General features: G+C 48.9%; 26 protein-coding genes, 1 tRNA gene and 2 pseudogenes. 17 read left to right on the forward strand and 12 right to left on the reverse strand.

Annotation, left to right across the window (positions count from 1 at the left end; genetic code table 11):
- The first annotated feature begins 3 nt into the window (after nt 1-3).
- Both JVX88_RS08295 and JVX88_RS08300 read left to right on the forward strand, forming a co-directional pair.
- A complete protein-coding gene (locus JVX88_RS08295; RefSeq protein WP_211626866.1) occupies nt 4-402 on the forward strand; it encodes a low affinity iron permease family protein in 399 nt (132 codons plus the stop codon).
- Nucleotides 399-1,271 (forward strand): hypothetical protein, encoded by an 873-nt coding sequence (locus JVX88_RS08300; RefSeq protein WP_211626867.1) that lies wholly within the window; start codon nt 399-401, stop codon nt 1,269-1,271. Before JVX88_RS08295 ends, JVX88_RS08300 begins: the two co-directional genes overlap by 4 nt.
- Here the strand turns inward: JVX88_RS08300 and JVX88_RS08305 are convergent.
- The gene (locus JVX88_RS08305) at nt 1,208-2,209 is read right to left on the reverse strand and encodes a tetratricopeptide repeat protein (RefSeq protein WP_211626868.1); all 1,002 of its coding nucleotides are present in this window, start codon (nt 2,207-2,209) and stop codon (nt 1,208-1,210) included. The genes JVX88_RS08300 and JVX88_RS08305 overlap by 64 nt on opposite strands.
- Before the next feature lie 601 nt (nt 2,210-2,810).
- A tRNA-Arg gene (locus JVX88_RS08310) sits at nt 2,811-2,887 on the reverse strand.
- 326 nt (nt 2,888-3,213) lie between these two features.
- Here JVX88_RS08310 and JVX88_RS08315 point away from each other — a divergent pair.
- Nucleotides 3,214-4,182, forward strand: a complete 969-nt coding sequence (locus tag JVX88_RS08315; protein ID WP_263975478.1) for an SIS domain-containing protein — start codon at nt 3,214-3,216, stop codon at nt 4,180-4,182.
- A gap of 92 nt (nt 4,183-4,274) precedes the next feature.
- Here JVX88_RS08315 and JVX88_RS08320 read toward each other — a convergent pair whose 3' ends face one another.
- Nucleotides 4,275-5,117 carry a hypothetical protein gene (locus JVX88_RS08320; protein WP_211626869.1) on the reverse strand — a complete coding sequence of 281 codons (843 nt, stop codon included), beginning with the start codon at nt 5,115-5,117 and terminating at the stop codon, nt 4,275-4,277.
- A 127-nt stretch (nt 5,118-5,244) separates the two neighbouring features.
- On the opposite strand from JVX88_RS08320, the gene JVX88_RS08325 reads away from it, so the two are divergent.
- The 4 genes from JVX88_RS08325 (at nt 5,245) to JVX88_RS08340 (ending at nt 7,385) form a co-directional block, all read left to right on the forward strand.
- Entirely contained in the window at nt 5,245-5,886 is a 642-nt protein-coding gene (locus tag JVX88_RS08325) for an alpha/beta hydrolase (protein ID WP_211626870.1), read from the forward strand.
- Nucleotides 5,887-6,288 (forward strand): acyl-CoA thioesterase, encoded by a 402-nt coding sequence (locus JVX88_RS08330; protein ID WP_211626871.1) that lies wholly within the window; start codon nt 5,887-5,889, stop codon nt 6,286-6,288.
- A gap of 74 nt (nt 6,289-6,362) precedes the next feature.
- On the forward strand, nt 6,363-6,695 hold the full coding sequence (locus JVX88_RS08335) for a 2Fe-2S iron-sulfur cluster-binding protein (protein ID WP_211626872.1): 333 nt from the start codon (nt 6,363-6,365) through the stop codon (nt 6,693-6,695).
- Nucleotides 6,696-6,755: 60 nt separating this feature from the next.
- Nucleotides 6,756-7,385, forward strand: a complete 630-nt coding sequence (locus JVX88_RS08340; protein WP_211626873.1) for a superoxide dismutase — start codon at nt 6,756-6,758, stop codon at nt 7,383-7,385.
- A gap of 80 nt (nt 7,386-7,465) precedes the next feature.
- Here JVX88_RS08340 and moeB read toward each other — a convergent pair whose 3' ends face one another.
- From moeB to JVX88_RS08355, 4 genes and pseudogenes are all read right to left on the reverse strand, one after another.
- Nucleotides 7,466-8,611, reverse strand: coding sequence for a molybdopterin-synthase adenylyltransferase MoeB (moeB, locus tag JVX88_RS08345; protein ID WP_317134657.1), 1,146 nt, complete (start codon nt 8,609-8,611; stop codon nt 7,466-7,468).
- Between the two features lie 45 nt (nt 8,612-8,656).
- Nucleotides 8,657-8,917 (reverse strand): annotated as a pseudogene (locus tag JVX88_RS42965) (MoaD/ThiS family protein); the annotation flags it as partial.
- A gap of 74 nt (nt 8,918-8,991) precedes the next feature.
- Nucleotides 8,992-9,450, reverse strand: coding sequence for a Mov34/MPN/PAD-1 family protein (locus JVX88_RS08350; protein ID WP_211626875.1), 459 nt, complete (start codon nt 9,448-9,450; stop codon nt 8,992-8,994).
- Nucleotides 9,451-9,494: 44 nt separating this feature from the next.
- Nucleotides 9,495-10,760 carry a trans-sulfuration enzyme family protein gene (locus JVX88_RS08355; RefSeq protein WP_211626876.1) on the reverse strand — a complete coding sequence of 422 codons (1,266 nt, stop codon included), beginning with the start codon at nt 10,758-10,760 and terminating at the stop codon, nt 9,495-9,497.
- 286 nt (nt 10,761-11,046) lie between these two features.
- Here JVX88_RS08355 and uvrA point away from each other — a divergent pair, with 286 nt between their 5' ends.
- From uvrA to JVX88_RS38135, 8 genes are all read left to right on the forward strand, one after another.
- A complete protein-coding gene (gene uvrA / locus JVX88_RS08360) occupies nt 11,047-13,203 on the forward strand; it encodes an excinuclease ABC subunit UvrA (protein ID WP_317134615.1) in 2,157 nt (718 codons plus the stop codon).
- Nucleotides 13,204-13,328: 125 nt separating this feature from the next.
- Nucleotides 13,329-15,140: a translational GTPase TypA gene (gene typA, locus JVX88_RS08365; RefSeq protein WP_211626877.1), complete on the forward strand. Its 1,812-nt coding sequence runs from the start codon at nt 13,329-13,331 to the stop codon at nt 15,138-15,140.
- A 142-nt stretch (nt 15,141-15,282) separates the two neighbouring features.
- Entirely contained in the window at nt 15,283-15,717 is a 435-nt protein-coding gene (locus tag JVX88_RS08370) for a VOC family protein (RefSeq protein ID WP_211626878.1), read from the forward strand.
- Between the two features lie 23 nt (nt 15,718-15,740).
- The gene (locus JVX88_RS08375; RefSeq protein ID WP_211626879.1) at nt 15,741-16,127 is read left to right on the forward strand and encodes a nuclear transport factor 2 family protein; all 387 of its coding nucleotides are present in this window, start codon (nt 15,741-15,743) and stop codon (nt 16,125-16,127) included.
- Nucleotides 16,128-16,162: 35 nt separating this feature from the next.
- Entirely contained in the window at nt 16,163-16,564 is a 402-nt protein-coding gene (locus JVX88_RS08380) for an ArsR/SmtB family transcription factor (protein WP_211626880.1), read from the forward strand.
- Nucleotides 16,536-17,006 carry an SRPBCC family protein gene (locus JVX88_RS08385; RefSeq protein ID WP_211626881.1) on the forward strand — a complete coding sequence of 157 codons (471 nt, stop codon included), beginning with the start codon at nt 16,536-16,538 and terminating at the stop codon, nt 17,004-17,006. The genes JVX88_RS08380 and JVX88_RS08385 overlap by 29 nt, the downstream gene beginning before the upstream one ends.
- A gap of 66 nt (nt 17,007-17,072) precedes the next feature.
- Entirely contained in the window at nt 17,073-17,576 is a 504-nt protein-coding gene (locus JVX88_RS08390) for an SRPBCC domain-containing protein (RefSeq protein ID WP_211626882.1), read from the forward strand.
- An 8-nt stretch (nt 17,577-17,584) separates the two neighbouring features.
- On the forward strand, nt 17,585-18,046 hold the full coding sequence (locus JVX88_RS38135; RefSeq protein ID WP_315875325.1) for a VOC family protein: 462 nt from the start codon (nt 17,585-17,587) through the stop codon (nt 18,044-18,046).
- Here the strand turns inward: JVX88_RS38135 and JVX88_RS41780 are convergent.
- Nucleotides 17,957-18,187, reverse strand: a pseudogene (locus JVX88_RS41780) (hypothetical protein); the annotation flags it as partial. The gene JVX88_RS38135 and the pseudogene JVX88_RS41780 sit on opposite strands and share 90 nt — an antisense overlap.
- 59 nt (nt 18,188-18,246) lie before the next feature.
- Here JVX88_RS41780 and JVX88_RS08400 point away from each other — a divergent pair.
- Nucleotides 18,247-19,647 (forward strand): NRAMP family divalent metal transporter, encoded by a 1,401-nt coding sequence (locus JVX88_RS08400; protein ID WP_211626884.1) that lies wholly within the window; start codon nt 18,247-18,249, stop codon nt 19,645-19,647.
- A 4-nt stretch (nt 19,648-19,651) separates the two neighbouring features.
- Nucleotides 19,652-21,163, forward strand: a complete 1,512-nt coding sequence (locus JVX88_RS08405; RefSeq protein WP_211626885.1) for a mechanosensitive ion channel family protein — start codon at nt 19,652-19,654, stop codon at nt 21,161-21,163.
- 9 nt (nt 21,164-21,172) lie between these two features.
- On the opposite strand, the gene JVX88_RS08410 is transcribed toward JVX88_RS08405, so the two are convergent.
- The 4 genes from JVX88_RS08410 to JVX88_RS08425 all read right to left on the reverse strand — a co-directional run bounded on the left by JVX88_RS08410 (nt 21,173) and on the right by JVX88_RS08425 (nt 24,144).
- Complete coding sequence (locus JVX88_RS08410; protein ID WP_211626886.1) at nt 21,173-22,027, reverse strand: hypothetical protein; 855 nt, start codon at nt 22,025-22,027, stop codon at nt 21,173-21,175.
- A gap of 21 nt (nt 22,028-22,048) precedes the next feature.
- Nucleotides 22,049-22,573 (reverse strand): hypothetical protein, encoded by a 525-nt coding sequence (locus tag JVX88_RS08415; protein ID WP_211626887.1) that lies wholly within the window; start codon nt 22,571-22,573, stop codon nt 22,049-22,051.
- Between the two features lie 134 nt (nt 22,574-22,707).
- Nucleotides 22,708-23,229 (reverse strand): Fur family transcriptional regulator, encoded by a 522-nt coding sequence (locus JVX88_RS08420; protein ID WP_211626888.1) that lies wholly within the window; start codon nt 23,227-23,229, stop codon nt 22,708-22,710.
- A gap of 27 nt (nt 23,230-23,256) precedes the next feature.
- Nucleotides 23,257-24,144, reverse strand: coding sequence for a Rossmann-like and DUF2520 domain-containing protein (locus JVX88_RS08425; RefSeq protein ID WP_211626889.1), 888 nt, complete (start codon nt 24,142-24,144; stop codon nt 23,257-23,259).
- Nucleotides 24,145-24,187 lie beyond the last annotated feature (43 nt).

Raw genomic sequence — 24,187 nt, forward strand, 5'->3', positions numbered from 1 at the left:
AAGATGTCTTCACATAAAAGCTCGCCATTTTCGCGTTTCGCAAAATCTGTCGCGATCGTTTCCGGTAAGCCTTCAACCTTCATTGTTGCGATATGTGCCCTTTTTGTGTGGGCTGTTACAGGACCTTTATTCGCTTTCAGCGATACTTGGCAACTGGTCATCAATACCGGAACAACTATAGTTACATTCCTGATGGTATTTCTGATCCAAAATACTCAGAATAGGGACACTGAGGCAATTCAAATAAAGCTTGATGAGCTTATAAGGGCAGTCGCTGGTACTCGTGAGGAGATAATGGATCTTGAGGAGCTTGATGAGAAAGAGCTGGATAAGATCAGAAATGAATATCTTAGTCTTGCTGAGCAGGCCAGGGCCGAACTGGAATCGAGGCGACGCGGATGAATGAACGAAAGCTTAGAATGATGAAAAAAGTCTTTTTTTTGTTTCCAATTATCGTGATTGCAGCTCTAAGCTCGAGCGCACAAGAAAAGTCCGTCGAATTTCGCCAGCTCGTTGAAAAACGGCTTCGTGACGAGAATAAAACTCTGGCCGAAGTGTGTCCGATAGATAGGAATATTGTCGCACGTCGTGTATTCAAAGATTACGGGGCAATGTTCATTGCGAATAGATCGGTTAAGTCGCCGTGGAAGTGTGTTTTTTCAGATGAGAAAGAGGTAAATAGTTTTCAGGCGAGTGTGAAGTCTTCAACAAAGTCGATTAGTGGAGTTTCTGTCACTCTGCAACAAGCGGCGATGAGAACTCTTGACGAGGCGATTGCGGAAGCAGCCCGAGCCGGTCTTAAAATCACTCCGCGTGGCGGAAGTGCGTCAAAGCGATCATTTGCCGATACCGCTCGCATCTGGAATTCTCGATTTGAGCCGGCATTAAAGCACTGGACCTCTCGCGGGCGGATCACAACGGACGAAGCTGAGATGGTGCGAAGAATGAATGTCATTGATCAGGTTACGCAGGTGATTCGCTGGGAGGAGCAGTCCATTTGGTTTTCAACGGGTTTCAATCGTTCGATCTTCTCGTCAGTTGCGGCGCCCGGTACATCTCAGCATCTTTCGATGGTCGCTCTCGATGTTACAGAGTTTGGAAATGCAAAAGTTCGGGCGATCCTGAACAAACACGGTTGGTTTCAGACGATCATTGACGACACTCCGCACTTTACTTATTTGGGGCACGATGAAAAGGACCTTCCTCGCTACGGCTTAACGCCGGTAGAACGAGACGGTTTCAAGTTTTGGATCCCGAATTTTGAACGATAAGAGTGCAAAGCGGGCCAATTCTGAGCCCAGAGTGATGATCGTGAACGTACTTGTAGAAGTTTGTCCGATACTGCAGCCAAATCCTTTTCGAATGCCGGATCAAGCGTTTGTCTGGCTTTTAGTTCGGAAAAGATAGAATGCGCTTTTTCCAGGTCGGCCATGGCGCTCTTCTGATCTGTCTGTTTTCGGCCCGCAGCCATACTTTCCGACCGTCTGAGGAAAAAGTTGGCACGGCTAAAATACATTAACGCTACCTGAGCCCTTTCTATTGAAGACAACGACTCCACCGGCGATCCTGATAGTAATTGGAATGACTTTTGATAGAGGCTTTCGGCTTCGCTAAGTTTATTTAGATCTCTCAGACTTTCTGCTAAAGAAGCATATGATCTAATCAACCTATTCAAGACAAACATATTCTTAGGGTCTTGGTTATGTAGTCGCTCCTGGATCTTAACGGCTTTGCTAAATTCCTCAAAAGCTTTGGTTGTGTCATTCAGTTTAGAATACGCTCTTGCGATCGAAATATGTGAAAACGAAAGATCCATTTGAGCAGATACATCATTTTCAGCAGAAGCAGCAAGTTCAGCATCTGCAACCAATGCCTTCTTATAACTTTCAAGGGCAGCGGCAAAATTGGTTTGAAGAAAATATACGCTCCCAAGGTTCTTCCAAGTAAGGGCCTGATTTCGTCTATATTTAGGCTCACCAGGATATTCTGTAAGCAACTCGTCATAGATCTGGATCGTGCGGCTGAATAACTCAATCGCGCCGTCGTTATCTCCTTTGCCCCTTATAAATGTAGCTTTGAACCACAAAGCTCTGGCCATATCAGCTCGAGCCTGCCGGCGATCAGGAAGAAGTTTATCGAGTGTCTCGGCTTGCTCGTCGCCCGCTTCACGGCGGATATTGTCGAGAAGCCTAGTTACTTCCGTTGGCATAGTTCTCACGGGTTTTGGCCGATTATGACAGAAATCTAGCGTAGTTGGTTGAAGAAACAGAGTTCTTGCAGGAATCCTGGAGGAAAGAAGAAAAGAAGATGCGAGTAATATCGATTATTATATACGTTGTGTCGATAATTTCCTTGGTGGTTACAAACTTTGCACAGTCGACCAGTTTTACCTATCAAGGCCAACTGAATTTTAACAATAACCCGGCGTCTGGGAAATATGACTTCGAGTTTGCATTGTTCAACTCAGCAAGCGGCGGGAGCCAGGTCGGATCTCCACTAACGCGCAGTTCCGTGGCTGTAGCGAATGGAAATTTTACCGTTACGCTGGATTTTGGCAACGTTTTCCCCGGCGATCCGAGGTTTTTGGAGATACGCGTTCGGCAGGCGGGTGCAGGCGGATATACAACGCTGTCCCCAAGACAAAATATCGGCAGCTCTCCTTATTCCCTACGCAGCTTGAGCTCCGATACTGCAAATGTCGCAACTAATGCCATGAATGCGGTGGCACTTGGCGGCGTAATAGCTTCCTTGCGTGACAGGAGAGGAAGAAAAAGGGCGTCACGCACGTTGCGAGACGCCCTAAACTTATCTGGTACACCCTGCAGGACTCAAACCTGCGACCTTCTGATCCGAAGTCAGACGCTCTATTCAACTGAGCTAAGGGTGCACACTAACAAGGATTTTAAACTTTCCACAGTGTGGCTAGCAAATGGCGAAAATAATAATAGTATTACCTACTCACCATCAATTACAGTTTCGAATAGATTTGGCATTTTTACTGATTTGGACAATGTTATCATCAAATCCCTAAATCCCTGCAAATTTAGATATTTTTGAAAGAGCCCGTCTTCAACTGCACACATTGAAAAATTGTCCGGAGAAGTCCTTGATTGATAATTGATGAAAGATTGTTATCTACTAAGGGTTGGAATGGAATAGCTTCTTTCTCCTTGTTTCTTGATTAAAGTAAAAAGAAATCGCAAAATTCGAAACGTGGGAAGCCATTTCGAAAAGGTTTCGGACTTACTTAGGCTTGAAGCGGCATCGGTCGTTCGAGCGGCAGACAGACTCGTCGCTGAAGATATCGAACGAAGTATTGATCTTATATTGAACTGTAACGGAAAGGTTATAGTTCTTGGGGTCGGCAAGTCCGGAGTTATCGCTCAAAAGATCGCGCAGACGATGACGTCAACCGGTACGGTCGCCATTTACCTCCATCCTTCTGATGCTCTGCACGGAAGTCTCGGCATTGTCGCCAAAGGCGATGTCGTCATCGCGTTGAGCAATTCCGGAGAAACGGACGAGATCAACTCACTACTTCCGCCATTGCGAGCCCGCGGGGTGAAAATATTAGCGATCGTTGGCGATCTTAACTCGACGCTCGCTCGCAATGCTGATATTGCGCTGGATGCCTCCGTAGATAAGGAAGCCTGCCCCCTGAACCTAGCTCCAACAACATCCACTACGGTTGCCCTATCCATTGGTGATGCTTTGGCGATGACACTAATGGAAGCAAAAGGTCTTACCGCCGAAGATTTTGCAATGAATCATCCTGCGGGAAGGCTTGGGAAGCGTCTTACAATGCGCGTGGGTTCATTGATGCAGCCAAGTCCCAATGTATCTCCAGAAACCGGATGGCTTGGCGTAGTAAAGGCGATCTCGGACGGCGCACTCGGAGCTGTTAATGTTGTTGGTGGGGATGATCATCTGGTCGGTATTGTTACGGATGGTGACCTGCGAAGAACCATTGAGCGGACACCTGCAGATGAACTTTTGACGTTAACTGCTGAACAAATGATGACCGCAGAACCGATTACCGTTACCGACGAGATGCTTGCCTATGACGCGCTTAGGATAATGGAGGACCGACCTTCGCAAATATCGGTATTGCCAGTTCTCAATATATCCCGAAAATGTGTTGGCATGCTGCGGCTGCACGATATCGTTAAGGCTGGGATTTAAGATCCAGAAACCGCACAACTTCGCACCGATTTAGAACGTCTTAAGTAGTTAGGGCCTGTGGTTTTGGAGTTTCGTCATGACACTAAGATCGATCATTTCCGCAACGTTGTTCTTCTTGATGTTTGGGGGCCCGTCCTATGCTCAGCGGAAAAATAAGGGTTTATTATATTGCCTGCGATCATTCCAAGGCCAGTATAAGCGATCGGCTGCCATTCGAATTTCCGTTCGTTCCAGCCGATTATCGCCGCCCAGATCACGGCCGCAATGAATAAAAGAGGGAACAGGCTATAAGTCCAGACGAACGCAAACATCAGCGGCAGGAGCCACACATACTTACGTTCGAACAGCATATAGATCCCCGCGATAGTGAAAATGATGGTCAGTGGAGGAGCCTTTGCCATGTTCATTCGGTAATAGAACATATTGGCGCAGGTAAGGATGCCGCCGAGCCATAGCAACTGATGATCGACCTTGTAATGGTGCAACAGCCAATAGACCGAGAATATCGCGAGCGTGGCAAAAACTACTGCCGCGACCTTAGCCGCCATCACTGGCTCAAAGAACCAAAGAAACGGTATTTGAAGCAAATGGAAAAGAAAGTGATGATCGTTGTAATCCGCGGGATTCAAGACCGTTAGCGGAAGCCAGACAAAATCCGGAAGCCATTTTCCGCTTGAAAGGCTTTCCCAGAGCAGTGCTGACCAGCGAATGTGGTAGTAGCCGTCCCAATCTCCGCAGCAAATGGCCGATGTCCGAAACTGCAAGAAAGACATCGTCATGGCGATGGCCACAAGTCCGAAGATAAGATAGACCATTCGAGTGGCCTCCTCGGTCTCCAGATATGCCTGCCACTTGGGCTTGGGCATATGTTTGTCCTCGATCGGCAGGCTTTGTGTCTCCCCCAACTCTGCGATTTCAGCGTGTTTATCTTCCATTTATAGACTAGAAAATTAACTCAATTCCCCCATTGATCAAATGAAAAAAGTAACACGAAGGTAAAGGAATTATCTAATTACCCGATTGCGGAAACCAACATCAAAATTTAGAATCAGAAGTTTACTGATGTATCCGAAAGGGAATCTTTTTATACCCGCACCTCACGGGCGCTTGGAAGCGATCATCAAGGAACCGGCAGATGCAACAAGAGGGGTTGGCATCGTCTGCCACCCGCATCCGCTTGGCGGCGGCACTATGCATAACAAGGTCGTATTCAGGGCAGCCGCAGGATTGTCCGATGCTGGTTTGAAAACGATCCGGTTTAACTTTCGCGGTGTCGGGGCTTCAACAGGGGTTCATTCTGAGATCGAGGGGGGAATGGAGGATGTGCGTACAGTTGTCGATTTTGTGATGGACGAAGATCCCGATGCCGATCTTACGCTTGCCGGATTCTCGTTCGGTTCCCGGACGGGAATGGCCGCGGGAATGAACGACGACAGAGTAAAGCGATTGATAAGCATCGGAACGCCGGTCGATAAGTATGGTGATTATGAATTCTTGACCGGAGTTAGAAAACCCATCCTTTTTGTCCACGGCGACAGCGATGAATTTGGTGCAGAAAACAGTCTTAGAGAATTATATGAGAAGGTCTCGGACAATACTGACGCGGAATTGATAGTATTCAAAAGCTGCGGCCACTTTTTCGACGATCACTTGAACGAACTTAGGGAAGCTATTCGCGAATGGACTGTTCGCAAGATGAACTAAATGGAAAAAGACACATTGAACACTTCTATGACCGAGCGTGATGCCGCGATCAGACTAACAATGATGCCGCGTGACACGAATGCTCATGGTACGGTCTTCGGCGGGATAATTCTAAGCTATATCGACGTTGCTGGCGGCGTTGAAGCTGTTCGCCACACAAAACATGATCGTTTCGTTACCGTTGCAATGAAGGAGGTCATCTTCCACGAACCTGTATTTATGGGCGACCTTGTGAGCTTTTACGCCGAGACGCTTAAGGTCGGGAATACCTCTATAACTGTTCATGTCGTTGTCGAGGCGGAACGATTCGGCAGTCAGGGACAGAAAGTGAAAGTCACCGAAGCCGAGGTGGTTTATGTCGCGATCAACCAGTTTCGTGAAAAGGTCAAGATCGGAGGATGATCCTTTGACCCTTAACATCTCAACTATATTTATCTACTGACAATACAGTAAACTAGGAGATCAACCAACAAATTATGTCAACAATAACTGCGGAAATAGCAACCGGAAGCACTACATTCGAATGCGAGGATGGCCGCAAGCTTGTTTTGTGCCTTGAAGATAACGGCGTTGACATTCTGCACCGCTGCGGCGGAAACGCACGTTGTACAACGTGCCGCGTAGAGGTCATTTCCGGGGAAGCGGGCGAAATGGGCGAGGCGGAACGAAATATCTTGGCAACAAAAGGTGATCTGGCCCCAAATACACGTCTTTCATGCCAGATCCGCATCGCCAGTGATATGCATATAAAGGTGCTTAACCAGGCTAGCACGACCGGTATGGATCCCGGAACTCGGCCCGAGGAGTAGAGTTTTTGGTCATCTGCTATAATGGTCTTACAGCACTGATCTTAGACGAGGAGAAATACTATGGGACTCAATACTGTTTATAAAGCAAGGTCTTTCGACCTCAGCGACCTGACGGGCATTTCTAATGAAACGCTCGCAATGCATTTTAAGCTCTACGAGGGATACGTTACCAATACCAACGTACTCAACGAAAAAATCGCGGAGATGATCAAGGACGGGGAGCTGGATGCGACCAAGACCGCTGCGTTCAGTGAGCTGAAGCGCCGCTTCGGTTTTGAATACAACGGAATGGTGCTTCATGAATACTACTTCGATAATATGGTGAAGAACGGTACCGGCGACCCTTCGAAGGATTCGGCATTCATCAAAGCCGCTGAGGAAAGCTTTGGCAGCTATGAGGTCTGGAAGGCAGATTTCGTGAATACCGGCAAGATGCGAGGCGTGGGCTGGGCTGCGACATACCAAGATCCATCAAACGGCTCGATATCAAATCACTGGATCAATCTCCATGAGACCGGCAACGTCGCGGGCTATAAACCGATACTGATAATGGATGTCTGGGAGCACGCCTTTATCAAGGACTATGCTCCTGCCGATCGACCCAAGTATATTGAAGCGTTTTTCGCCAATATTAACTGGGATACAGTTAATTCGCGGCTATCAGATGCCGCAGGCAAAGCTTCAGCTTGATCTCCGTTTTGAATTGAGAGGCCGATAATTGCTCGGATGATGACCCGGCAATCATCGGTCTTTCAGTTCGTTATTAGATCTCAGTATTTGGGAACTGATGCATCGACTTCGTTCGACCAAGCTGTAATGCCGCCACGAAGATTTATCAAACGCCCTTCGAATCCTGCGGCTTTCAATAACTCGATCGCTCGTGCGCTCCTCACACCGCCTTTGCAATGCACTACGGTCGTCTTGTCCTTCTCGATCTCACAAATGCGGTTAACTACCTCACCAAGCGGGATAAGCTTTGTATTAGGTATACGGGCAATGTCGTATTCAAATTGTTCACGAACATCGATTATCTGGATACCATCCTTGCCGTCAATAAGGGCTTTTAATTCGGTTGCAGTGATCTCTTCCAATTTTGGTGTCTCCTCTATAGCGGGTTTTAGGCCGCAGAATTCCTCGTAATCGATCAATGCGTTAATGGTCGCATTTTTACTGCATAAAGAGCAATTCGGATCTTTTCTGAGTTTCAGCTCGCGGAAAGCCATTTTCCACGCATCAAATAGAAGCAATCTATTAAGAAGGATACCTTCCGCTCCGAGAATGATCTTGATTACCTCTGCTGCCTGGATCGTTCCAACAATTCCGGGCAAAACACCAAGAACGCCGCCTTCTGCGCACGAAGGAACCAATCCCGGCGGCGGCGGCTCAGGATACAAGCAACGATAACAGGCTCCGCGCTCAGCCCAAAACACGCTTGCCTGCCCCTCGAACCGAAAGATCGAACCATATACATTTGGTTTGCCCGCGAGAACGCAAGCATCATTTACGAGATACCGCGTCGGGAAATTGTCGGTCCCATCAACGATCAGATCAAAATCGCGAAACAGTTCGAGTGCATTCTCGCTTGTAAGCCGCGTCTCAAATTTCTCGATCTTCGTGTTGGGATTTATGTCCTGAAGGCGATCAGCTGCAGATTCGATCTTTGCTCGACCGACATCCTTTGTGCCGTGAATTATCTGCCGCTGCAGATTTGATTCATCAACGACATCAAAATCGATTATTCCGATCGTCCCGACACCTGCCGCTGCCAAATACAATCCAAGCGGTGAACCCAATCCGCCCGTTCCTACTGTAAGTACACGAGCGGCTTTCAGCTTTCGTTGACCATCAAGCCCGACCTCCGGCAATATCAAATGTCGAGAGTAGCGAGCTATCTCAGAATTTGAAAGTTCCGGCAGTGACTCAGCGACGCGGGCCTGAGCTACCGAACTCCCTCCGGCGATCGACGGAACTATTGTGATCGACTCTCCATCCTTGATCAGGGTATCTATGCCGTTCAAATGGCGAATATCTTCATCGCCGACGTAGATGTTTATAAAATTTCGCAGTTTGTTCTGATCGTTGTAAAGATGCTTCCTAAGCTCGGAATAGGTCGCGGTAAGCTCCAGCAGAGCATCCCCGGCCGTTGCTGCCTGGACCGCCACTTCTGAATTGCCGCCGGCAAAGGGCCTCAGCGGCGTTGGTATATTGATCTTTATTGACATATTCAAATGCTCCTTGTCTTTTCTAAATAATTGAAAACTTTTAACTGAGAACCGGACCCATTAGCTGATTCTTCTCACCAAGCTCCCAATAGCTGAATCTCCCGCCTGGAGCCCACATTCTTTAGCTCTTCCTCATTGAATTTCGACCGGTCGTCTTCCATTTCCCACGAACGCAGGTCCGCAGCCTTTCCTGAGAGGACAGACACGATGACGTAGGACCAAACCGGAAGGGCATGGTCAAGATCGTATTGTGAAGGTTCGGCTGTGTCGTCGGGGTGCGAATGGTAATAACCGACAATATCAAGCCCTTTCGTGCGCGCGTATTTATCGGCTCGCATCACGTCAGAAGGCAGGATGAGAATTCGGTCGTGTCTGTCGGCTGCCTCGCGGGCGTTTGCTAGCGGGAAGATCTCCGCTACGGTCTTATTGCCATCGACAAATTTCCCAAGCAACATACCGCCACACTCATATGGATAATCACGCTCGGTATGTGCACGTATCTCTGAGATCGAATTTTCGTCTAGATAGATCATATTGTCCTTATTTTTTTGCTGAACGATCAACAATCTTCCTAGAATTAGAAAACATTCATCGCAGGAAAATGTGGTGAGGCAACGGGAGAAGAGAATTTACCACTTCGACAACATATCGATGTATTGAGAGCCTGCTCAATATCTGCGTAAATATCCTCGATGTCTTCGATACCTACTGAGATCCTTATCAGTCCTTCGGTGATGCCGATCTCTTCTCTTTTTCTTGGCGAAAGCTCGCGATGGGTTGCCGTTGCAGGGTGAACGATTCCCGTGAAAAGATCACCGACGCTTGCAGCTCGTGTACAGAGGTTCAGAGAGTTCAAAAATCCATATGCAGCTTCTCGTGTGTCGTCGAGCAAACGGATGGTAATAATCGCTCCAAATCCTTGCTCGCCGAAGGTGCTCGCCAGCGTGCCTTTCTGATCGGAGTTAAAGAATTTTGGATAGATCACCTCCGATATCTGCGGAAGCGAACGAAGCCTTGTTGCAAGGCGCTCGGCATTGCCACACTGTCTCTCCATTCGCAAGCCGAGGGTTTTTATGCCTCGTAGCAGCGAATGGGCCTCCCATGGGCTGAGCACGCCGCCAGCAAGTGTTAATGCTCCGAGCAAAGCAGGTTTATCGAACTCCTCCTTTCCGATCACTATACCGCCGGTGGCGTCCGCGTGACCGCCGAGATATTTGGTCGCGCTGTGAACAACGAAGTCGGCCCCGTGTTGGAGAGGCCGGCAAAGATACGGCGTGGCGAAGGTATTATCAACGATCAGGCGTGCACTGATCTCTTGAGCGATCTCCGCGATCTCAGCAATATCACAAACTTTAAGAAGCGGGTTCGAAAGCGTCTCACAAAGCATGACCGATGGCCGCACCTCATATGCTTTTGCACGCAATGCTGCGATATTATTGAAATCCTCTGTCAATGTCTTGACGTCAAATGTACCGAAGACCGTTTGAAGCAGTTCAAAAGTGGAACCATACAGATCTTTTGAGGCCAATATCACTGAACCCGGCGATAGCTCGCACGCAAGTAGGGAGGCATGAATTGCAGCCATTCCCGAACCAAACGCATAGGCAAAGCTGCCGCCTTCAAGCTCGGCCATTGCCGATTCAAACGCTGCAACGGTTGGGTTACCATATCGGCTGTAAACAAAGCCGCTGGTCTCTCCCTCTACTATGCGGTCGATGTCCTCGACTCGCTCGTAAACGAAAGACGAAGATGCGTATATCGGCGTCGCAGCCGGCACACCTGCAGGTGCCGAAAGACGTTCGCCTGCGTGCACAAATTTGGTCGATAATGATGTTTCTGCCATCCTGCCTGTTCTCACAATATTTAACGTCAAAAATCAAAAAGCCCTCGTGCCAAATACGGCACGAGAGCTTTTAAAATTCCCTTGCGGTGTTTAGCAGTTTTTTTAGTGGAGCAAGTTACCTTAAATCGCCACTTTCTATGCTTTCCAAAGAAAGCTTACAAAGAACTTTTGTTAAATTACCTGAAGGCACAAAAGCTGTCAAGCGCAAATTCCTATCGTCCAGTATTAGGGTGATCAAAGTGAACGACATCTGCCGTCCCAAAGTGCTAAGATATTTACAAAGGCTTTGAGAGAGTATGATCGAAGAGAAGGTATTGGTTCAGAAATTCTTGAACCGAAAACAGCGCGAACGGCTAAGGAAACCCGACTGGCTGAAGATAAAGGGATCGGGACGGTAATGGAGATCGACGTGAACAAAATTGTGCCGGATCCGGATCAACCAGCTGGAAAGATCGAATTTCTCGGAGGTGCAGATCGTTCCGGAGCGGCTTTTTTGAGGTCAGCATTGATGGCAATAATTGAGCGTTACGTTGATGGTGACAAGCTCGAACCGCCCGCTGCAAACGCCAAGCCACGGAAGAGAGGAAAGAAAAAGAAAACCCCTGATGATACTGCTCTAACGGCCGGAAAGGCTTTAATAGAAATGTCATTTGCTGGTCTGCCGGAAGAGATCCGTAATGCATTCCTCTTCGGAACAAAGAAGCGTCTTACTTTTCGGCAAGGAAACTATAAATACGAGAGCGATTGGAAAGGAGCTCTTCGGGCTATGAAAGAACGACTCGAAACTCCGCCCTCAGAGAAGACACGAGAGGCTTTGACGGAGCTTGTTGCCCCTGTCCCGTGCCCGGTGTGCAATGGGGCTCGGCTAAATGCCGCAAGCCTCGCGGTAAAGGTCAACGGCCACGGAATAGCTGAGTATACCTCTTTGCCGATCTTAGAAGCTGTTGAGAAATTCAAGGCGATCAAGCTAAATTCACGCGAAGAGAAGATCGCGGGACTTGTGCTAAAAGAGATCCGTAATCGGCTTGAATTTCTCAATGCTGTCGGACTTGGCTATCTTACCTTAGACCGAGCCTCGGCAACCCTTTCCGGAGGCGAGGGGCAGCGGATCAGACTTGCCACACAGATAGGTACACAGCTTCGTGGAGTTCTATACGTATTGGACGAACCAAGCATTGGACTTCACCCGCGTGATAACAAACGCCTCTTGGAAACCCTCCATCACCTGAGAGATCTGGGCAATACTGTTCTGGTTGTCGAACATGACGAGGAGACTATTGAACACGCCGATCACGTAATTGACCTCGGCCCATTGGCCGGATCTCATGGAGGAGAATTGGTTGGCGAGGGGTCGCCAAAGGAACTTGCGAGGAATGAACGATCTTTGACCGGCCGCTATCTAAAAGGTGAAATAAAGATCGAAGTGCCTGAGTTTCGGCGTCTGCCAAATGGTCAAAGGCTAGTTGTTAAAGGAGCAAGGGCCCATAACCTTAAGAATATCGACGTAGAGTTTCCTTTGGGCTTGTTTACCGTTGTAACTGGCGTATCGGGCTCAGGCAAATCTACCTTGGTCGAAGAAATACTCTACCCCGCCCTTTATCGACACGTGTATAGATCGAGCATCCAGCCGCTCGAACATGATTCGATCGAGGGCCTAGAGCTGGTTGATAAGGTGATTGAAATAGATCAATCACCGATCGGCCGCACTCCGCGTTCGAATCCGGCGACGTATACAGGGCTTTTCTCGCCAATACGCGATCTTTACGCGATGCTGCCGGAATCGCGTCAACGCGGGTACAAGGCTGGGAGATTTTCGTTCAACGTGAAAGGCGGCCGGTGCGAAGCGTGCGAGGGCGGCGGGCTGAAACGCATCGAGATGAACTTCCTGCCGGACGTTTACGTTACGTGTGACGTCTGCCGCGGACACCGCTACAACCGCGAAACTCTCGCCGTGAAGTACAAAGGATTGTCGATCGCCGAACTGCTAGATACGACCATCGAAGACGCTCTGCCGCTACTGGAGAACATTCCCGCGATCCGCCAAAAACTCGAAACACTCTTGGACGTGGGGCTCGGCTACATCAAGATCGGCCAATCTTCAACAACACTTTCCGGCGGCGAGGCTCAGCGTATCAAGCTTGCCAAAGAGCTTTCTAAGCGAGCGACCGGCAAGACCATCTACATCCTCGACGAGCCGACCACAGGGCTTCATTTCGCCGACGTTCATAAACTGCTCGACGTCCTGCAAAAGCTCGTCGATACCGGCAACACCGTCATCGTCATCGAACACCACCTCGACGTCATCAAATCCGCCGACTATATTATTGACCTCGGCCCCGAAGGTGGCTCCGCCGGCGGCCGAGTCGTCGCCACCGGCACTCCCGAAGACATCGCTCGCGTAAAGAAGAGTCATACAGGACGAGCCCTTGAGTCTGTTTTATGATTTTTTATCCCCATTACCACTTTCCCGCTCTAAGGCTATACGACCACGATAAGTTGTGTGTTAGTTGCGTTTTTGCAGCCAATCAGTCATCATTTCCGTTTGTCTTTTAGAAGTGAATACAGACAATGGCCACGACCGAATATATCAGAAATATCGCTATCATCGCCCACGTTGATCATGGCAAGACCACGCTGGTCGATGCAATGTTGCAGCAATCCGGAACCTATCGCGAAAATCAGGAAGTTGTTGACCGCGTAATGGACTCAATGGACCTGGAGCGCGAACGCGGCATTACCATAATGGCCAAGAACACATCGGTCCGGTATGGCAGTTACAAGATCAATATCGTGGACACTCCGGGACACGCCGATTTCGGCGGCGAGGTCGAGCGCGTCCTGAAAATGGTAGATGGCATCGTGCTGCTCGTTGACGCCGCTGAAGGCTGCTTGCCGCAAACCCGCTTTGTTCTCCGAAAGGCACTCGAGTTAAAGCTTCCGGCGATCGCTCTTGTAAACAAGATAGACCGTCAGGATGCTCGTCCCGAAGAGGTCGTAAATGAGATATACGATCTTTTTATCGATCTTGGGGCGAACGATGAACAGATCGAGTTTCCAATACTCTATTCGATCTCTCGAGACGGCATTGCTAAAAAAGAGCTGGCCGATGATTCAAGATCACTAAAGCCTCTATTTGAGCAAGTAATTGAAACGATTCCCGCTCCGGCCGCAATCCGTGATGATTCGCTTCAATTACTGGTTGCAAATATTGACTATAATCAGTTCGTCGGGCGTCTTGCTATTGGCAGGATCTTCAGCGGGGAGATAGCTAAGAATCAGGAAGTTGCCGTTTCAAAACGCGACGGCTCGATCCAGAAAACACGCGTCAAAGAACTCTTTGTTTTCGAAGGTCTCGAACGTTCAAGTACAGACAACGCAGGCGTTGGCGAAATAGTAGCACTTGCCGGCTTTGAGGATGTTGAGATCGGCGAGACGATCACCTCTCCAGAGAACCCACGGCCGCTACCGGTGATCGCCGTTGATGAGCCTACCATCTCAATGATATTCGGCGTTAACACCTCGCCGTTTTCCGGTGTGGATGGCAAATTCGTAACTTCCCGCCAATTAAAGGAAAGGCTTGATCGTGAACTTCTGGGAAATGTTGCTCTTCGTGTGTCAGAGACCGATTCTGCAGATCAGTTCAAGGTGTCGGGCCGCGGTGAACTTCAGCTTGCGATCCTTATTGAAATGATGCGTCGTGAAGGATATGAGCTGCAGGTTTCAAAGCCCGAAGTCATAACCAAGAAAGATGAGGTAACAGGCGAAATGCTCGAACCTGTCGAACTTGTGGTCATAGACGTGCCGGAGGAGTTCATCGGTGTTGTTACAGAAGCTCTTGGCCGCCGGAAAGGCCAAATGACTAAGATGATAAACAATGGCTCTGGACGCGTAAGGCTTGAGTTCGAAGTGCCTTCCCGCGGGCTTATCGGGTTTAGAGGGGAATTCCTTACTGAAACAAAAGGTACCGGTCTCTTAAACACACTCTTCCTGAGATTTGATAAGTGGCAGGGTGAGATGCGTTCACGGGCGACCGGTTCTTTGGTCTCGGACCGGATGGGTGAGGCCACAACTTACGCACTCTACAACCTGCAAGAGCGCGGCACTCTTTTCATAAAACCCCAGACGAAGGTCTATGAGGGAATGATCATCGGTGAGAACGCGCGGGCGGTCGATCTGGATGTAAATGCCGTAAAAGAGAAAAAGCTTACAAATATGCGTGCATCGACTGCCGAAGAGGCGATGCGGCTTGTACCGGTTCGTGAAATGTCGCTCGAACGCGCTCTTGAATTTATCGCCGATGACGAACTCATCGAGGTCACGCCAAAAGCAATAAGGCTTCGCAAACGCGTACTTAAAGCAAACGAACGTCCGAAGAAATAACTATCTTCAAAAAGTAAATAAAAAGGCTACTTCGGCGGCCTTTTGTTTTTTTGAATAAAGGAATGTTTGACATTTTGTTGCCGCCCTGTTATTTTACCATTTAGTTACTTAACCATTCGCTTAAATACAAAGGAGATATGAAATGCCACGATTAGATCCCTACCTGAATTTTGCGGGAAACACGGAAGAGGCGTTCGAATTTTATCGCTCGGTTTTTGGCGGAGAATTTACCGCCGTGATGCGATTCGGCGAGATGCCAGGCTGCGATGAAATGCAACTCAAGGAAGAGGAGAAGGGAAAGATAATGCACATTTCCCTGCCGGTCGGCAACGCTATCCTGATGGCGACCGATTCGCTTGAATCAATGGGCCAAAAACTTGAAGTAGGAAATAATACTCACCTCAGTTTTAGCCCCGATAGCCGAGAAGAAGCCGACCGCGTATTCGCAGCACTGGCCGATGGCGGGAAGGTAAATATGCCGCTGCAGGATATGTTCTGGGGCGATTACTGGGGTTCGCTGACAGACAAGTTTGGCGTTAACTGGATGGTGAATGTAGGACAACCCCCGACAAACTAAACAACAAACGAGGTAAAGAAAATATGTCAAAAGAAAACATCGAGATCGTAAAGAAGATCAACGACGCATTTGCGGCAAATAACGTTGAAGGCTTTTTGGAGAATTGCTCGGAGTCGGTTTCGTGGACGATGGTCGGCGACCGGACCGTCCAGGGCAAGGATGCCATTCGCGGATTTATGTCCGAGATGGCGGGCTCCGAGCCGCCCGTTTTCGGGGTTGATCGAATGATCGCAAACGACGATTCGGTCGTCTGCTACGGTGACATGACCATGAAGGACGGTGACGGCAAAACCAGCGACTGGAGCTATTGCGATATCTATCACTTTACGGATGGCAAGGTCGTAGAGATGGCTTCTTACGTTATCAAAAAGAAAGGTGCTGGTGATACGACGGAGTCCGCCGCTGCTTGATCGCACACGGCTCAAAAGCGGCAACTGGTCCTATTATGCAAACACAAACAGACAGGCTAAGTGCTACGTTTTCTGCCCTCGCCGACCCGACCCGCCGGGCCATCTTGGCTCGGCTGGCGTCCGGCGAGGCTTCTGTAACAGAACTTGCGAGGCCGTTGAAGATGACTATGCCGGCCGTCACAAAGCATCTGAAAGTGCTGGAACGCGCCAATCTTATTCGTCGTGGGCGGCAGGCACAATGGCGGCCGTGTTATCTGGTTGCCGAACCGCTCAAAGAAGCGGCCGATTGGGTCGAGCAATACAGGATCTTCTGGGAACAAAGCCTGGATCGGCTAGATGCATATCTGAAAGTTCTCCAAGCACAGACGATAAAAGGATCGGATAAGTCCAAAGTGAGTAGAAAGAAAGATGGCAGACGAACAAGAAAACAAAAGTAAGGAGATCGCCTTGACCCGCGTATTTGATTTCCCGCGTGAGGTTGTATGGGAGGCCTGGACAGATCCGGATGGTATCTCGAATTGGTGGGGGCCAAATGGCTTTACGACCACGACGAAATCGATGGACCTGCGGCCCGGCGGTAAATGGATTCATGTGATGCATGGTCCTGACGGCGTTGACTATCCGAACTTTACTGAATACATCGAGGTAGATCCGCCTAACCGACTTGTTTACCGAAATTCGGGCGGTGAGGGCGAACTGGCCGATGTGAGTTTTATTTCAACTGTCGAGTTTCGCGACATCGATGGGAAAACTGAACTCAGTCTGACAACTGTAATGGATTCGGCCGAGATGCTTGAATTGGTCGTTAAAAAATATGGCGCGATCGAGGGGCTCGAGAATACATTTAGCCGACTGGCAGACTATCTGGATCGTAAATGATTTTTTACCTGAAAGGTAATTGGATCCTCGGTTTGAAAAAGATTAGATCCGAAAAAAAGGAGACAAATGACAACAGCGACTAATACAAAACAGAATGCCATCGTGATCGTGCGTGAGTTCGACGCACCGCGCGATCTGGTCTGGCAAGTGTGGACTGAAAAAGAGCATATTGAAAAATGGTTCGGTCCAAAGGGATTTGATACACGGGTCGACCATCTCGATCTTCTTGAGGGCGGCGAAATGCGCCTCGTGATGATAGGGCCGGACGGTACGGAATACCCATCAAAGGGTGTTTTCCTTGAGATCGATCCGCCTAGAAAGCTAGTTTCTACTGACGAATTTGGCGAGGGGATCGACAAGATCGAAGCATTAAAGGATCTAAAGCTGCCTGAAGGAATGGTAACGACGGCCGAATTCGAAGATCTGGGCGACCGATGTCGACTAACTTTGACCATCGGCCATCCGACTGAAGAGGATCGCAAACGTCACGAAGATATGGGCGTTGTTGAGGGATGGAATTCGAGCTTCGACAAGATGGATGAATATCTTGCCGGGATCAATAAGAATTAGGAGGATTTATGCAAAAGATAACACCATTCCTTTGGTTCGATGGCGAGGCTGAAGAGGCTGCGAACTTTTACGTCGCGATCTTTCCGAATTCTACTATCGGCACCGTAACAAGATATGACGAGGCGACCGCAGTAAACGCGGGCCGCCCTGTTGGGTCCGCTCTTACAGTTGATTTCATTTTGAACGGCCAACAATTTGTTGGTCTCAACGGCGGGCCGCTTTTCAAATTCACCGAAGCTGTATCGTTCGCGATCCAGTGCAAAGATCAGGCAGAGATCGATCATTATTGGGAGAAACTGACCGCAGACGGCGGCGAGGAATCGATGTGCGGCCGCCTTTCGAATGACCATAAAACCACCGCCGCCAATATTTCCCGCCTCCGGATAAACAACAGCAAGGGCAAGTCCAACAGCGATAGCTGCGTCAACGGCGTTACCGCCCTTTCTAAAAATATCGAGGCCTATTTGTGAAGCAAGAGGATGCTGAGACGCGACCATAGCATTCTTTGCCTTGGCGGGAATACGTGCTTCAATGCTGACTGGGAGAAGGACGGCGGAGATTACAAGAGATACAAGAACGAACAAAGCGTAAGTGAACCGCGATCTTTTCATAAGCGAATTTTATCATTCGATGTTTTGTCATCAAAATTCTGTGAAACTGCACGGAATTGATGGAAAGGATTCCCGTTCCCCTTTCCAATCGGCCAATTTCGTTCTATAGTCGAACATTCGTATCCAAATGGACGGCGATAGTAGTTACAATGTTGGGTATCCTCAGCATCGGGAATTATTCCGAACGTGTCCGGCGCTATGGCGCCAGGCTGCGTCGTCGTCTCCTCGAACATAGAACATTCGCATATCTCGCCGTTCTCGGGCCCGGAATAATCGCCGCAAATTCTGGCAACGACGCAAGCGGCATCGCCACGTATTCTACCGTCGGCGCAGCTTTCGGCTATTCGATGCTCTGGACCTTGATACCGGTCGGGATCAGCCTTGCGATAGTTCAGGAAATGTGTGTAAGAATGGGCATCGTTACCGGGCAGGGACTAGCGGATCTCATCCGGGAGCATTTCGGTGTACGGCTTACAGCGATCGTAATGCTGGCTTTGCTTATAGCGAATACGGGAGTTGTAATCTCCGAGTTCGTCGGTATCGCCCAGGCGTCAGAACTTTTTGGAATTTCCCGTTATATTTCCGTTCCGGTTGTAACTGCGCTTATCTGGTGGCTCGTGGTCCGAGGAACACAAAAAGGTGTCGAAAGAGTGTTTCTTCTTATGTCCCTTGTGTTCCTTTGCTACTTCGTATCAGCATTTCTTGCCGAGCCTGATTGGGGGGAAGTTGGACGGCATTTCATTACTCCAAGCTTCAGCACTGATACCTTTTATCTCTTCACGATGGTCGCATTGATAGGAACCACGATAACGCCCTTTATGCAGGTTTTCGTGCAGTCTTCCGTTGTCGAAAAAGGAATGGATACGGACGATCTCACCATCGCCCGAATCGATGTTGTTGGCGGCACTGTTTTCGCGTGTCTTATCGCAGCATTCATTGTTATAACAGCGTCGGCAACTCTCCATGTAAACGGCATAACGGAGATCGATTCCGCTGCGACTGCTGCCGAGGCATTCGCTCCAATAGCCGGAGCCTACGCGAAGTATCTTTTTGGAATTGGGCTCTTTGGCGCTGCGATGCTTGCAATGGGTGTGCTTCCGCTCGCGACCGCCTACTCGATCAGCGAAGCGTTGGGTTTTGAAAAGGGCATCTCGCGATCGTTTCGTGAGGCCCCGATCTTTCTTGGAATATTTACTGCGTTAATGGTGCTTGGATGTGTTGTGGCTCTGATACCCGGCATCCCGCAGATCAAGCTCCTCGTGCTTACCCAGTGCATAAATGGTCTATTGCTTCCTTTCATTCTTGTAGCTATCGTCAATTTGTCCAGCAATAAGGAAATAATGGGTGAATATGCGAACAGCCGGCTTTTTCGCTGGATCGCATGGATGGTAACGATCATCGTCTCTGCTCTATCTTTGCTATTGCTTGGCAACACGATTGCTGATATTTTTGGCGGTTGAGCCTATGGAGCAAAACCTCAGAAAACGCATAATTTTCCACATTCTCGCCGCCTTCGTCGTTGGACTACTTCTTTTTGTTCTTCCTCTGATCGAAGAGTATGTCCGGAATTATCTCGCAACTGAGATCGGAATTTTGATCGATAAAGACGGGACCATCAGCCGTAGCGATGGGGCTCTCCCCAGAATGTTGACAAGCACTTCTATAGCTCTAGCCGTCAACATTTTTCATCTGATTAAAGTAATTCTCGGAATGGCGATGGTGATCATCATCGTTCGAATGATCATTATCCTGCTTTTCCGCACAGTACTCAGAAGGTCAAGCCAATCAGAGATCGCATCGCTTCTCAAGACGGTTTTGTCGATCGTAATTTACATCGTCGCATTCTTCATTATATTCCAGTCCGAGTATCCGAATGTGAACCTTGGAGCTCTATTTACAGGATCCACCATACTCGGCATCGTGGTCGGACTTGCGCTCCAGGACACGCTAGGCAATCTATTTGCCGGTATTGCAATACAGGCAGACCAGCCCTTTCAAGTAGGCGATGTTGTAACTATCTCCAATCGGGGCAGTGGCGTCGTAGAAAGCGTTTCGTGGCGTGGGATAAAGATCAGGACCTTCCAAAATAAACTGATCATCATAAGCAACGCCGTAATGAGCCGTGAGACCATTGAGGTGGCTCCAAAGAACAATCTGAACGCGCGCCTGGTAAGATTCAATACTGTTTACACAGCTTCGCCATCCCGAACCGCGCAGCTTGTCCGTGAGGCAGTAAGACACGTTGATAATGTCTCACAAAAGATGCGCCCAGTCGTTCGCATCCGCGATCTGGGCGATAACGGCATCGACTGGGAAGTCAAATACTGGTGCGACAATTATGTTCGGTACAATGATACTGATGCCCAGATACGCCAGCGTATCTGGTATGTGTTCAACCGCGAAGGTATCGATTTTGCGTTTCCAACACGCACAGTCCACATAGAAGAAAAACCCGTTGAGCAGTCGATCGAGGAATTGACCGATACAAGGCATGATCAACTTGCCGCTGTTCCGCTTTTTGCTCCGTTATCTGACGATGAATTACATCAGCTTGCGCGGTCGGCGGTTGCAAGAATCTTTGCTCCGGGCGAATCGATAGTCAGAAAGGGCCAACATGGTAATTCTATGTTTGTCATCATCCGCGGCTCCGTAAAGGTCCAGATACCCCAAGGAAGCAGCATTAGGACTGTCGGTGAACTCAGCAAAGGTGATTTTTTCGGAGAGATGGGTCTTTTGACCGGTGAACCCAGAACTGCAAATGTGATCGCAGAGGACGAAACAGAAGTGCTTCAGATCCGCAAAGAACACCTTCAACCGATAGTGAAGGCGAATCCGAAATTGGCTGAACTTATAAGTGATATTGTTGAAGAACGAAGGTCTGCACTCGAGTCGGCGCCCGATGAATCAATCCAATCAAAGCCAGAACGGGAAAAGGGAGTGCTCCGCTCTTTACGTAAATTTTTTGGAATGGAATAGAGGTGGCGTTCAGACCCTTTTTGAATCGTAGATATCGTGCAGTACCTCAGATATTGGTTTACGATCCTTGAAAATATCTTCGCTCTCAGATTCTCTCCCGCGCCCGCCCTCACTGGTACTGTTGTGCGGACGAACAACAGACCTTGCGTTCTGCCCAAATGAGGCTTCGTGGACATTACCATTAAACCTTTCAACTGGCGCCTGTTCAGGATCTTCATCACTAACACCTTCAAAAGGCCGCAGAACGGCAGGATTCGGGACCTCATTCGCAAAGGCTGTACGGCTTTCTTCTAACAAGATCGCGCCGCGGATGCGTCTTGCTCGTTCGAGTGATCGCACGGCGGCCGAGGTCAGTGGTGCGTCCGCGGGGTCACGTTCGATCTTTCGGAGTATCTTTACGTAGTTCTTAAGCTCCGGGGTAGGGTAGACGAATGCTCTTTCGTCCGCACTCTGGTCCTCAATTACGTGGGCCAAATGCTTGACGGCCGACTTATGATCGCCCACCTTGTTGTAGAGTGCGCCTAAGGAAAAATGAACTAAAGGCGGCACCGCCGACATTCTATGGATCAAACTCTCGCCGCGGTCGATCGCCTCGCGCATTTCAAAGCCATACCATCGGCGGTCGTCCTCCCTCAACATCTCGTTGGCTGTGAGATAGAATTCAAAGATCTCGCGTGCCTCGCTCCGTTGGCCTGTCGAGAACATCTTATAAAGAAAAAACGCGAATACACCAAAGAAAAAGACCACGAAAACCGGGATATTGGCGACTACAAGCATCGAAGCCACCACGCCGAAGGCGATCAGATACTGGCCTTTCTCCTTAAGGCCGCTGGCGGGCCGTTTTTGTAATGCTTGCTTGTTCACTCTTACAATGTCCTAGTTATACTATACTGAAGCTTCTTCGCTCTTATCCTTCTTATTCCTTCCAGTCTTTCGAGCGCTCGCTGAGCCATCAGGCTTTGATTTCTGCTTACTCGAAGAAACTTTGGAAACATTAGGCCGTGCAGCTTTGCGCTCATCTTCTTCCTTTCGAAAACCGAATTCAGCAAGAACATCTAGTGCTTTATCTGCAACTTTGAATGGTGAATTGAAGATGAAAGAGAGCGTTTCATTCATCGCCATTGCCTCAAGTTCGACGAGGTTTGCGATCTTTTTCTCAAGAGGCATTTCAGCAAATTTCTTCTTATAATCATCTGCTTCCTCTTGAACCTCCTCATTTGCGACATTCTCTTCTTGAAGCTTTTCCATAACAACTATCTCCCCTCCCCTCTCAATAACAGAGAAACAAGCAAGCCGATCCCCTTGTTCGATCGCTTCGTCACCAAGAAATTCTCTTTCGTATTCGGAAACTGAAGACAGAAGCTCCGGTCCGGTACTGACGATCACCGAACAATCATGCTCGCCCGACATCGGATCACACGTGAACCCACGAATTCCGATTCGTTTTGCCGCAGCCGAAAGATATGTCCCGATCGGGACCATACCCTCGACTCCTGATGGCTCAAACCTGATACTGCAATCTTCCATTACCCGTTTATAAAACCTCAACTGCCTGTAACAGATCTGACACGAACACGCGGCTGTGCCCCGGATGGTGCGATACCAAGTGTTGCCGAAGCCTCTCTGCAATCAGAACAGAAACCCCACATCCGCAGACTATGATGCGTCGGTTTGAAGCCGAATTTGTCCGCCATTTGATCTTGAAGAGACTCGATCTCAGGCGAAAAGAACTCTATCACCTTACCGCATGCGGTACAGATCATATGATCATGGTGTTCGTGGTCATAGTGATGCTCATAATAAGTCTTGTTATCCCCGAACCTAACCTCGCGTGCCAAGCCTGCCTCTGTAAGAAGTTTCATTGTCCGGTAAACCGTTGTGTGACCGACGCTAGGATCCTTCTTGTGAACCAGCCAATATAGGTCTTCGCTGGTCAAATGTTCTTCAGTGCTCAAAAATATCTCAAGGATCAGATCACGCTGAGCAGTCCTTCTCAAACCTGACTTTTGAATATGCTCAAGAAAAATGGCCTTTTCCTCTGCAAATTTTTCCTTTCTCTTGCCCATTATCGCTTTCCCTGATATCGATGATTGTTATTCTACCACATCATCGTTGGCTGCATTATGCAGAAGTTCTTGGATGTCCGTTTCCACTTTCGGCGGAAGCCCGCTCTCCCCGGCAAGCTGTAAAGATCGTTTTCCAAGAGATATATATGCCTGAAAAGCGTCCTCTAAACCAGTTGCATCGATCATCTCTAAATGACTTTTGATGGTATCAATATCGCCACGCGCAAAACTTCCGGTCAGCGCTTTTGCAGTACCAGACCTTTTAATGTTCTCCAAGGTGCTTTCGACAAGAGGGAGAAGTATTCGAAGAGCGAGATCCTCCGATATACCGGCGGTGCGATTCAATTCTCGTGATATGTCAAGAAGCGCAGTCAAGTGGCCGCAAGCCATTACCGCCGCGGCATGATAAAGCGGCTTCATTCTTGTATCGATATTGAATGGCAGGCCTTCTAGAGCTTCGACGATCGATCGAGCTGCTTCAACGGCTGGAGCCGTTCCCTCCAGGCAAAAATAAGAACGCCTGAACGAGTCTTTTCCGGCAAAAGGTTCGCTGATCGAGATCAGAGGATGCATCGATCCGGTCTCATGCCCTATGGCGGCGAGCAGGCTGAATACCTCTGAACCTCGTGCCCCGCTCGTGTGTAAAACCACCGACGCCGGCTGCAAACTTCTCGAAAGCCAACTAGCAGAAAGTTCAAGGTCATCATCGGCAGTTGATACTATAAAAACATCTGCCCGCTCCAGAAGATCTAATTGACCCGCTGGAACAACCTCTGCTTGAACGACCGGGCCTATCCGCCCGGCGATCGCTGACGACCTATGGATGAGTTGAACGATACGAAAACCGGCTGAGTGAAGCGCAAGCGCCAGTGCCCCGCCCATTCGTCCGACGCCGATAATGGAGATCGATCTCATCTATATGAACTATAGAAGAATGAATCCAAACTCCGAAATTCGG

It is taken from the genome of Leptolyngbya sp. 7M (assembly GCF_018128485.1).

Excerpts from the sequence above, each read along its gene's own strand:
- JVX88_RS38135 (WP_315875325.1), top strand. The coding sequence starts at position 17,585 with ATGCAAAAGATAACACCATTCCTTTGGTTCGATGGCGAGGCTGAAGAG.
- JVX88_RS08295 (WP_211626866.1), top strand. The coding sequence starts at position 4 with ATGTCTTCACATAAAAGCTCGCCATTTTCGCGTTTCGCAAAATCTGTC.
- JVX88_RS08390 (WP_211626882.1), top strand. The coding sequence starts at position 17,073 with ATGACAACAGCGACTAATACAAAACAGAATGCCATCGTGATCGTGCGT.
- JVX88_RS08350 (WP_211626875.1), bottom strand. The coding sequence starts at position 9,450 with ATGATCTATCTAGACGAAAATTCGATCTCAGAGATACGTGCACATACC.
- JVX88_RS08355 (WP_211626876.1), bottom strand. The coding sequence starts at position 10,760 with ATGGCAGAAACATCATTATCGACCAAATTTGTGCACGCAGGCGAACGT.
- JVX88_RS08400 (WP_211626884.1), top strand. The coding sequence starts at position 18,247 with ATGGAAAGGATTCCCGTTCCCCTTTCCAATCGGCCAATTTCGTTCTAT.
- JVX88_RS08425 (WP_211626889.1), bottom strand. The coding sequence starts at position 24,144 with ATGAGATCGATCTCCATTATCGGCGTCGGACGAATGGGCGGGGCACTG.
- JVX88_RS08325 (WP_211626870.1), top strand. The coding sequence starts at position 5,245 with ATGTATCCGAAAGGGAATCTTTTTATACCCGCACCTCACGGGCGCTTG.
- JVX88_RS08370 (WP_211626878.1), top strand. The coding sequence starts at position 15,283 with ATGCCACGATTAGATCCCTACCTGAATTTTGCGGGAAACACGGAAGAG.
- JVX88_RS08300 (WP_211626867.1), top strand. The coding sequence starts at position 399 with ATGAATGAACGAAAGCTTAGAATGATGAAAAAAGTCTTTTTTTTGTTT.
- JVX88_RS08415 (WP_211626887.1), bottom strand. The coding sequence starts at position 22,573 with ATGTCGGGCGAGCATGATTGTTCGGTGATCGTCAGTACCGGACCGGAG.
- JVX88_RS08420 (WP_211626888.1), bottom strand. The coding sequence starts at position 23,229 with ATGGGCAAGAGAAAGGAAAAATTTGCAGAGGAAAAGGCCATTTTTCTT.
- JVX88_RS08405 (WP_211626885.1), top strand. The coding sequence starts at position 19,652 with ATGGAGCAAAACCTCAGAAAACGCATAATTTTCCACATTCTCGCCGCC.
- JVX88_RS08375 (WP_211626879.1), top strand. The coding sequence starts at position 15,741 with ATGTCAAAAGAAAACATCGAGATCGTAAAGAAGATCAACGACGCATTT.
- JVX88_RS08330 (WP_211626871.1), top strand. The coding sequence starts at position 5,887 with ATGGAAAAAGACACATTGAACACTTCTATGACCGAGCGTGATGCCGCG.
- JVX88_RS08305 (WP_211626868.1), bottom strand. The coding sequence starts at position 2,209 with ATGCCAACGGAAGTAACTAGGCTTCTCGACAATATCCGCCGTGAAGCG.
- JVX88_RS08385 (WP_211626881.1), top strand. The coding sequence starts at position 16,536 with ATGGCAGACGAACAAGAAAACAAAAGTAAGGAGATCGCCTTGACCCGC.
- JVX88_RS08320 (WP_211626869.1), bottom strand. The coding sequence starts at position 5,117 with ATGGAAGATAAACACGCTGAAATCGCAGAGTTGGGGGAGACACAAAGC.
- JVX88_RS08340 (WP_211626873.1), top strand. The coding sequence starts at position 6,756 with ATGGGACTCAATACTGTTTATAAAGCAAGGTCTTTCGACCTCAGCGAC.
- JVX88_RS08335 (WP_211626872.1), top strand. The coding sequence starts at position 6,363 with ATGTCAACAATAACTGCGGAAATAGCAACCGGAAGCACTACATTCGAA.
- JVX88_RS08380 (WP_211626880.1), top strand. The coding sequence starts at position 16,163 with ATGCAAACACAAACAGACAGGCTAAGTGCTACGTTTTCTGCCCTCGCC.
- typA (WP_211626877.1), top strand. The coding sequence starts at position 13,329 with ATGGCCACGACCGAATATATCAGAAATATCGCTATCATCGCCCACGTT.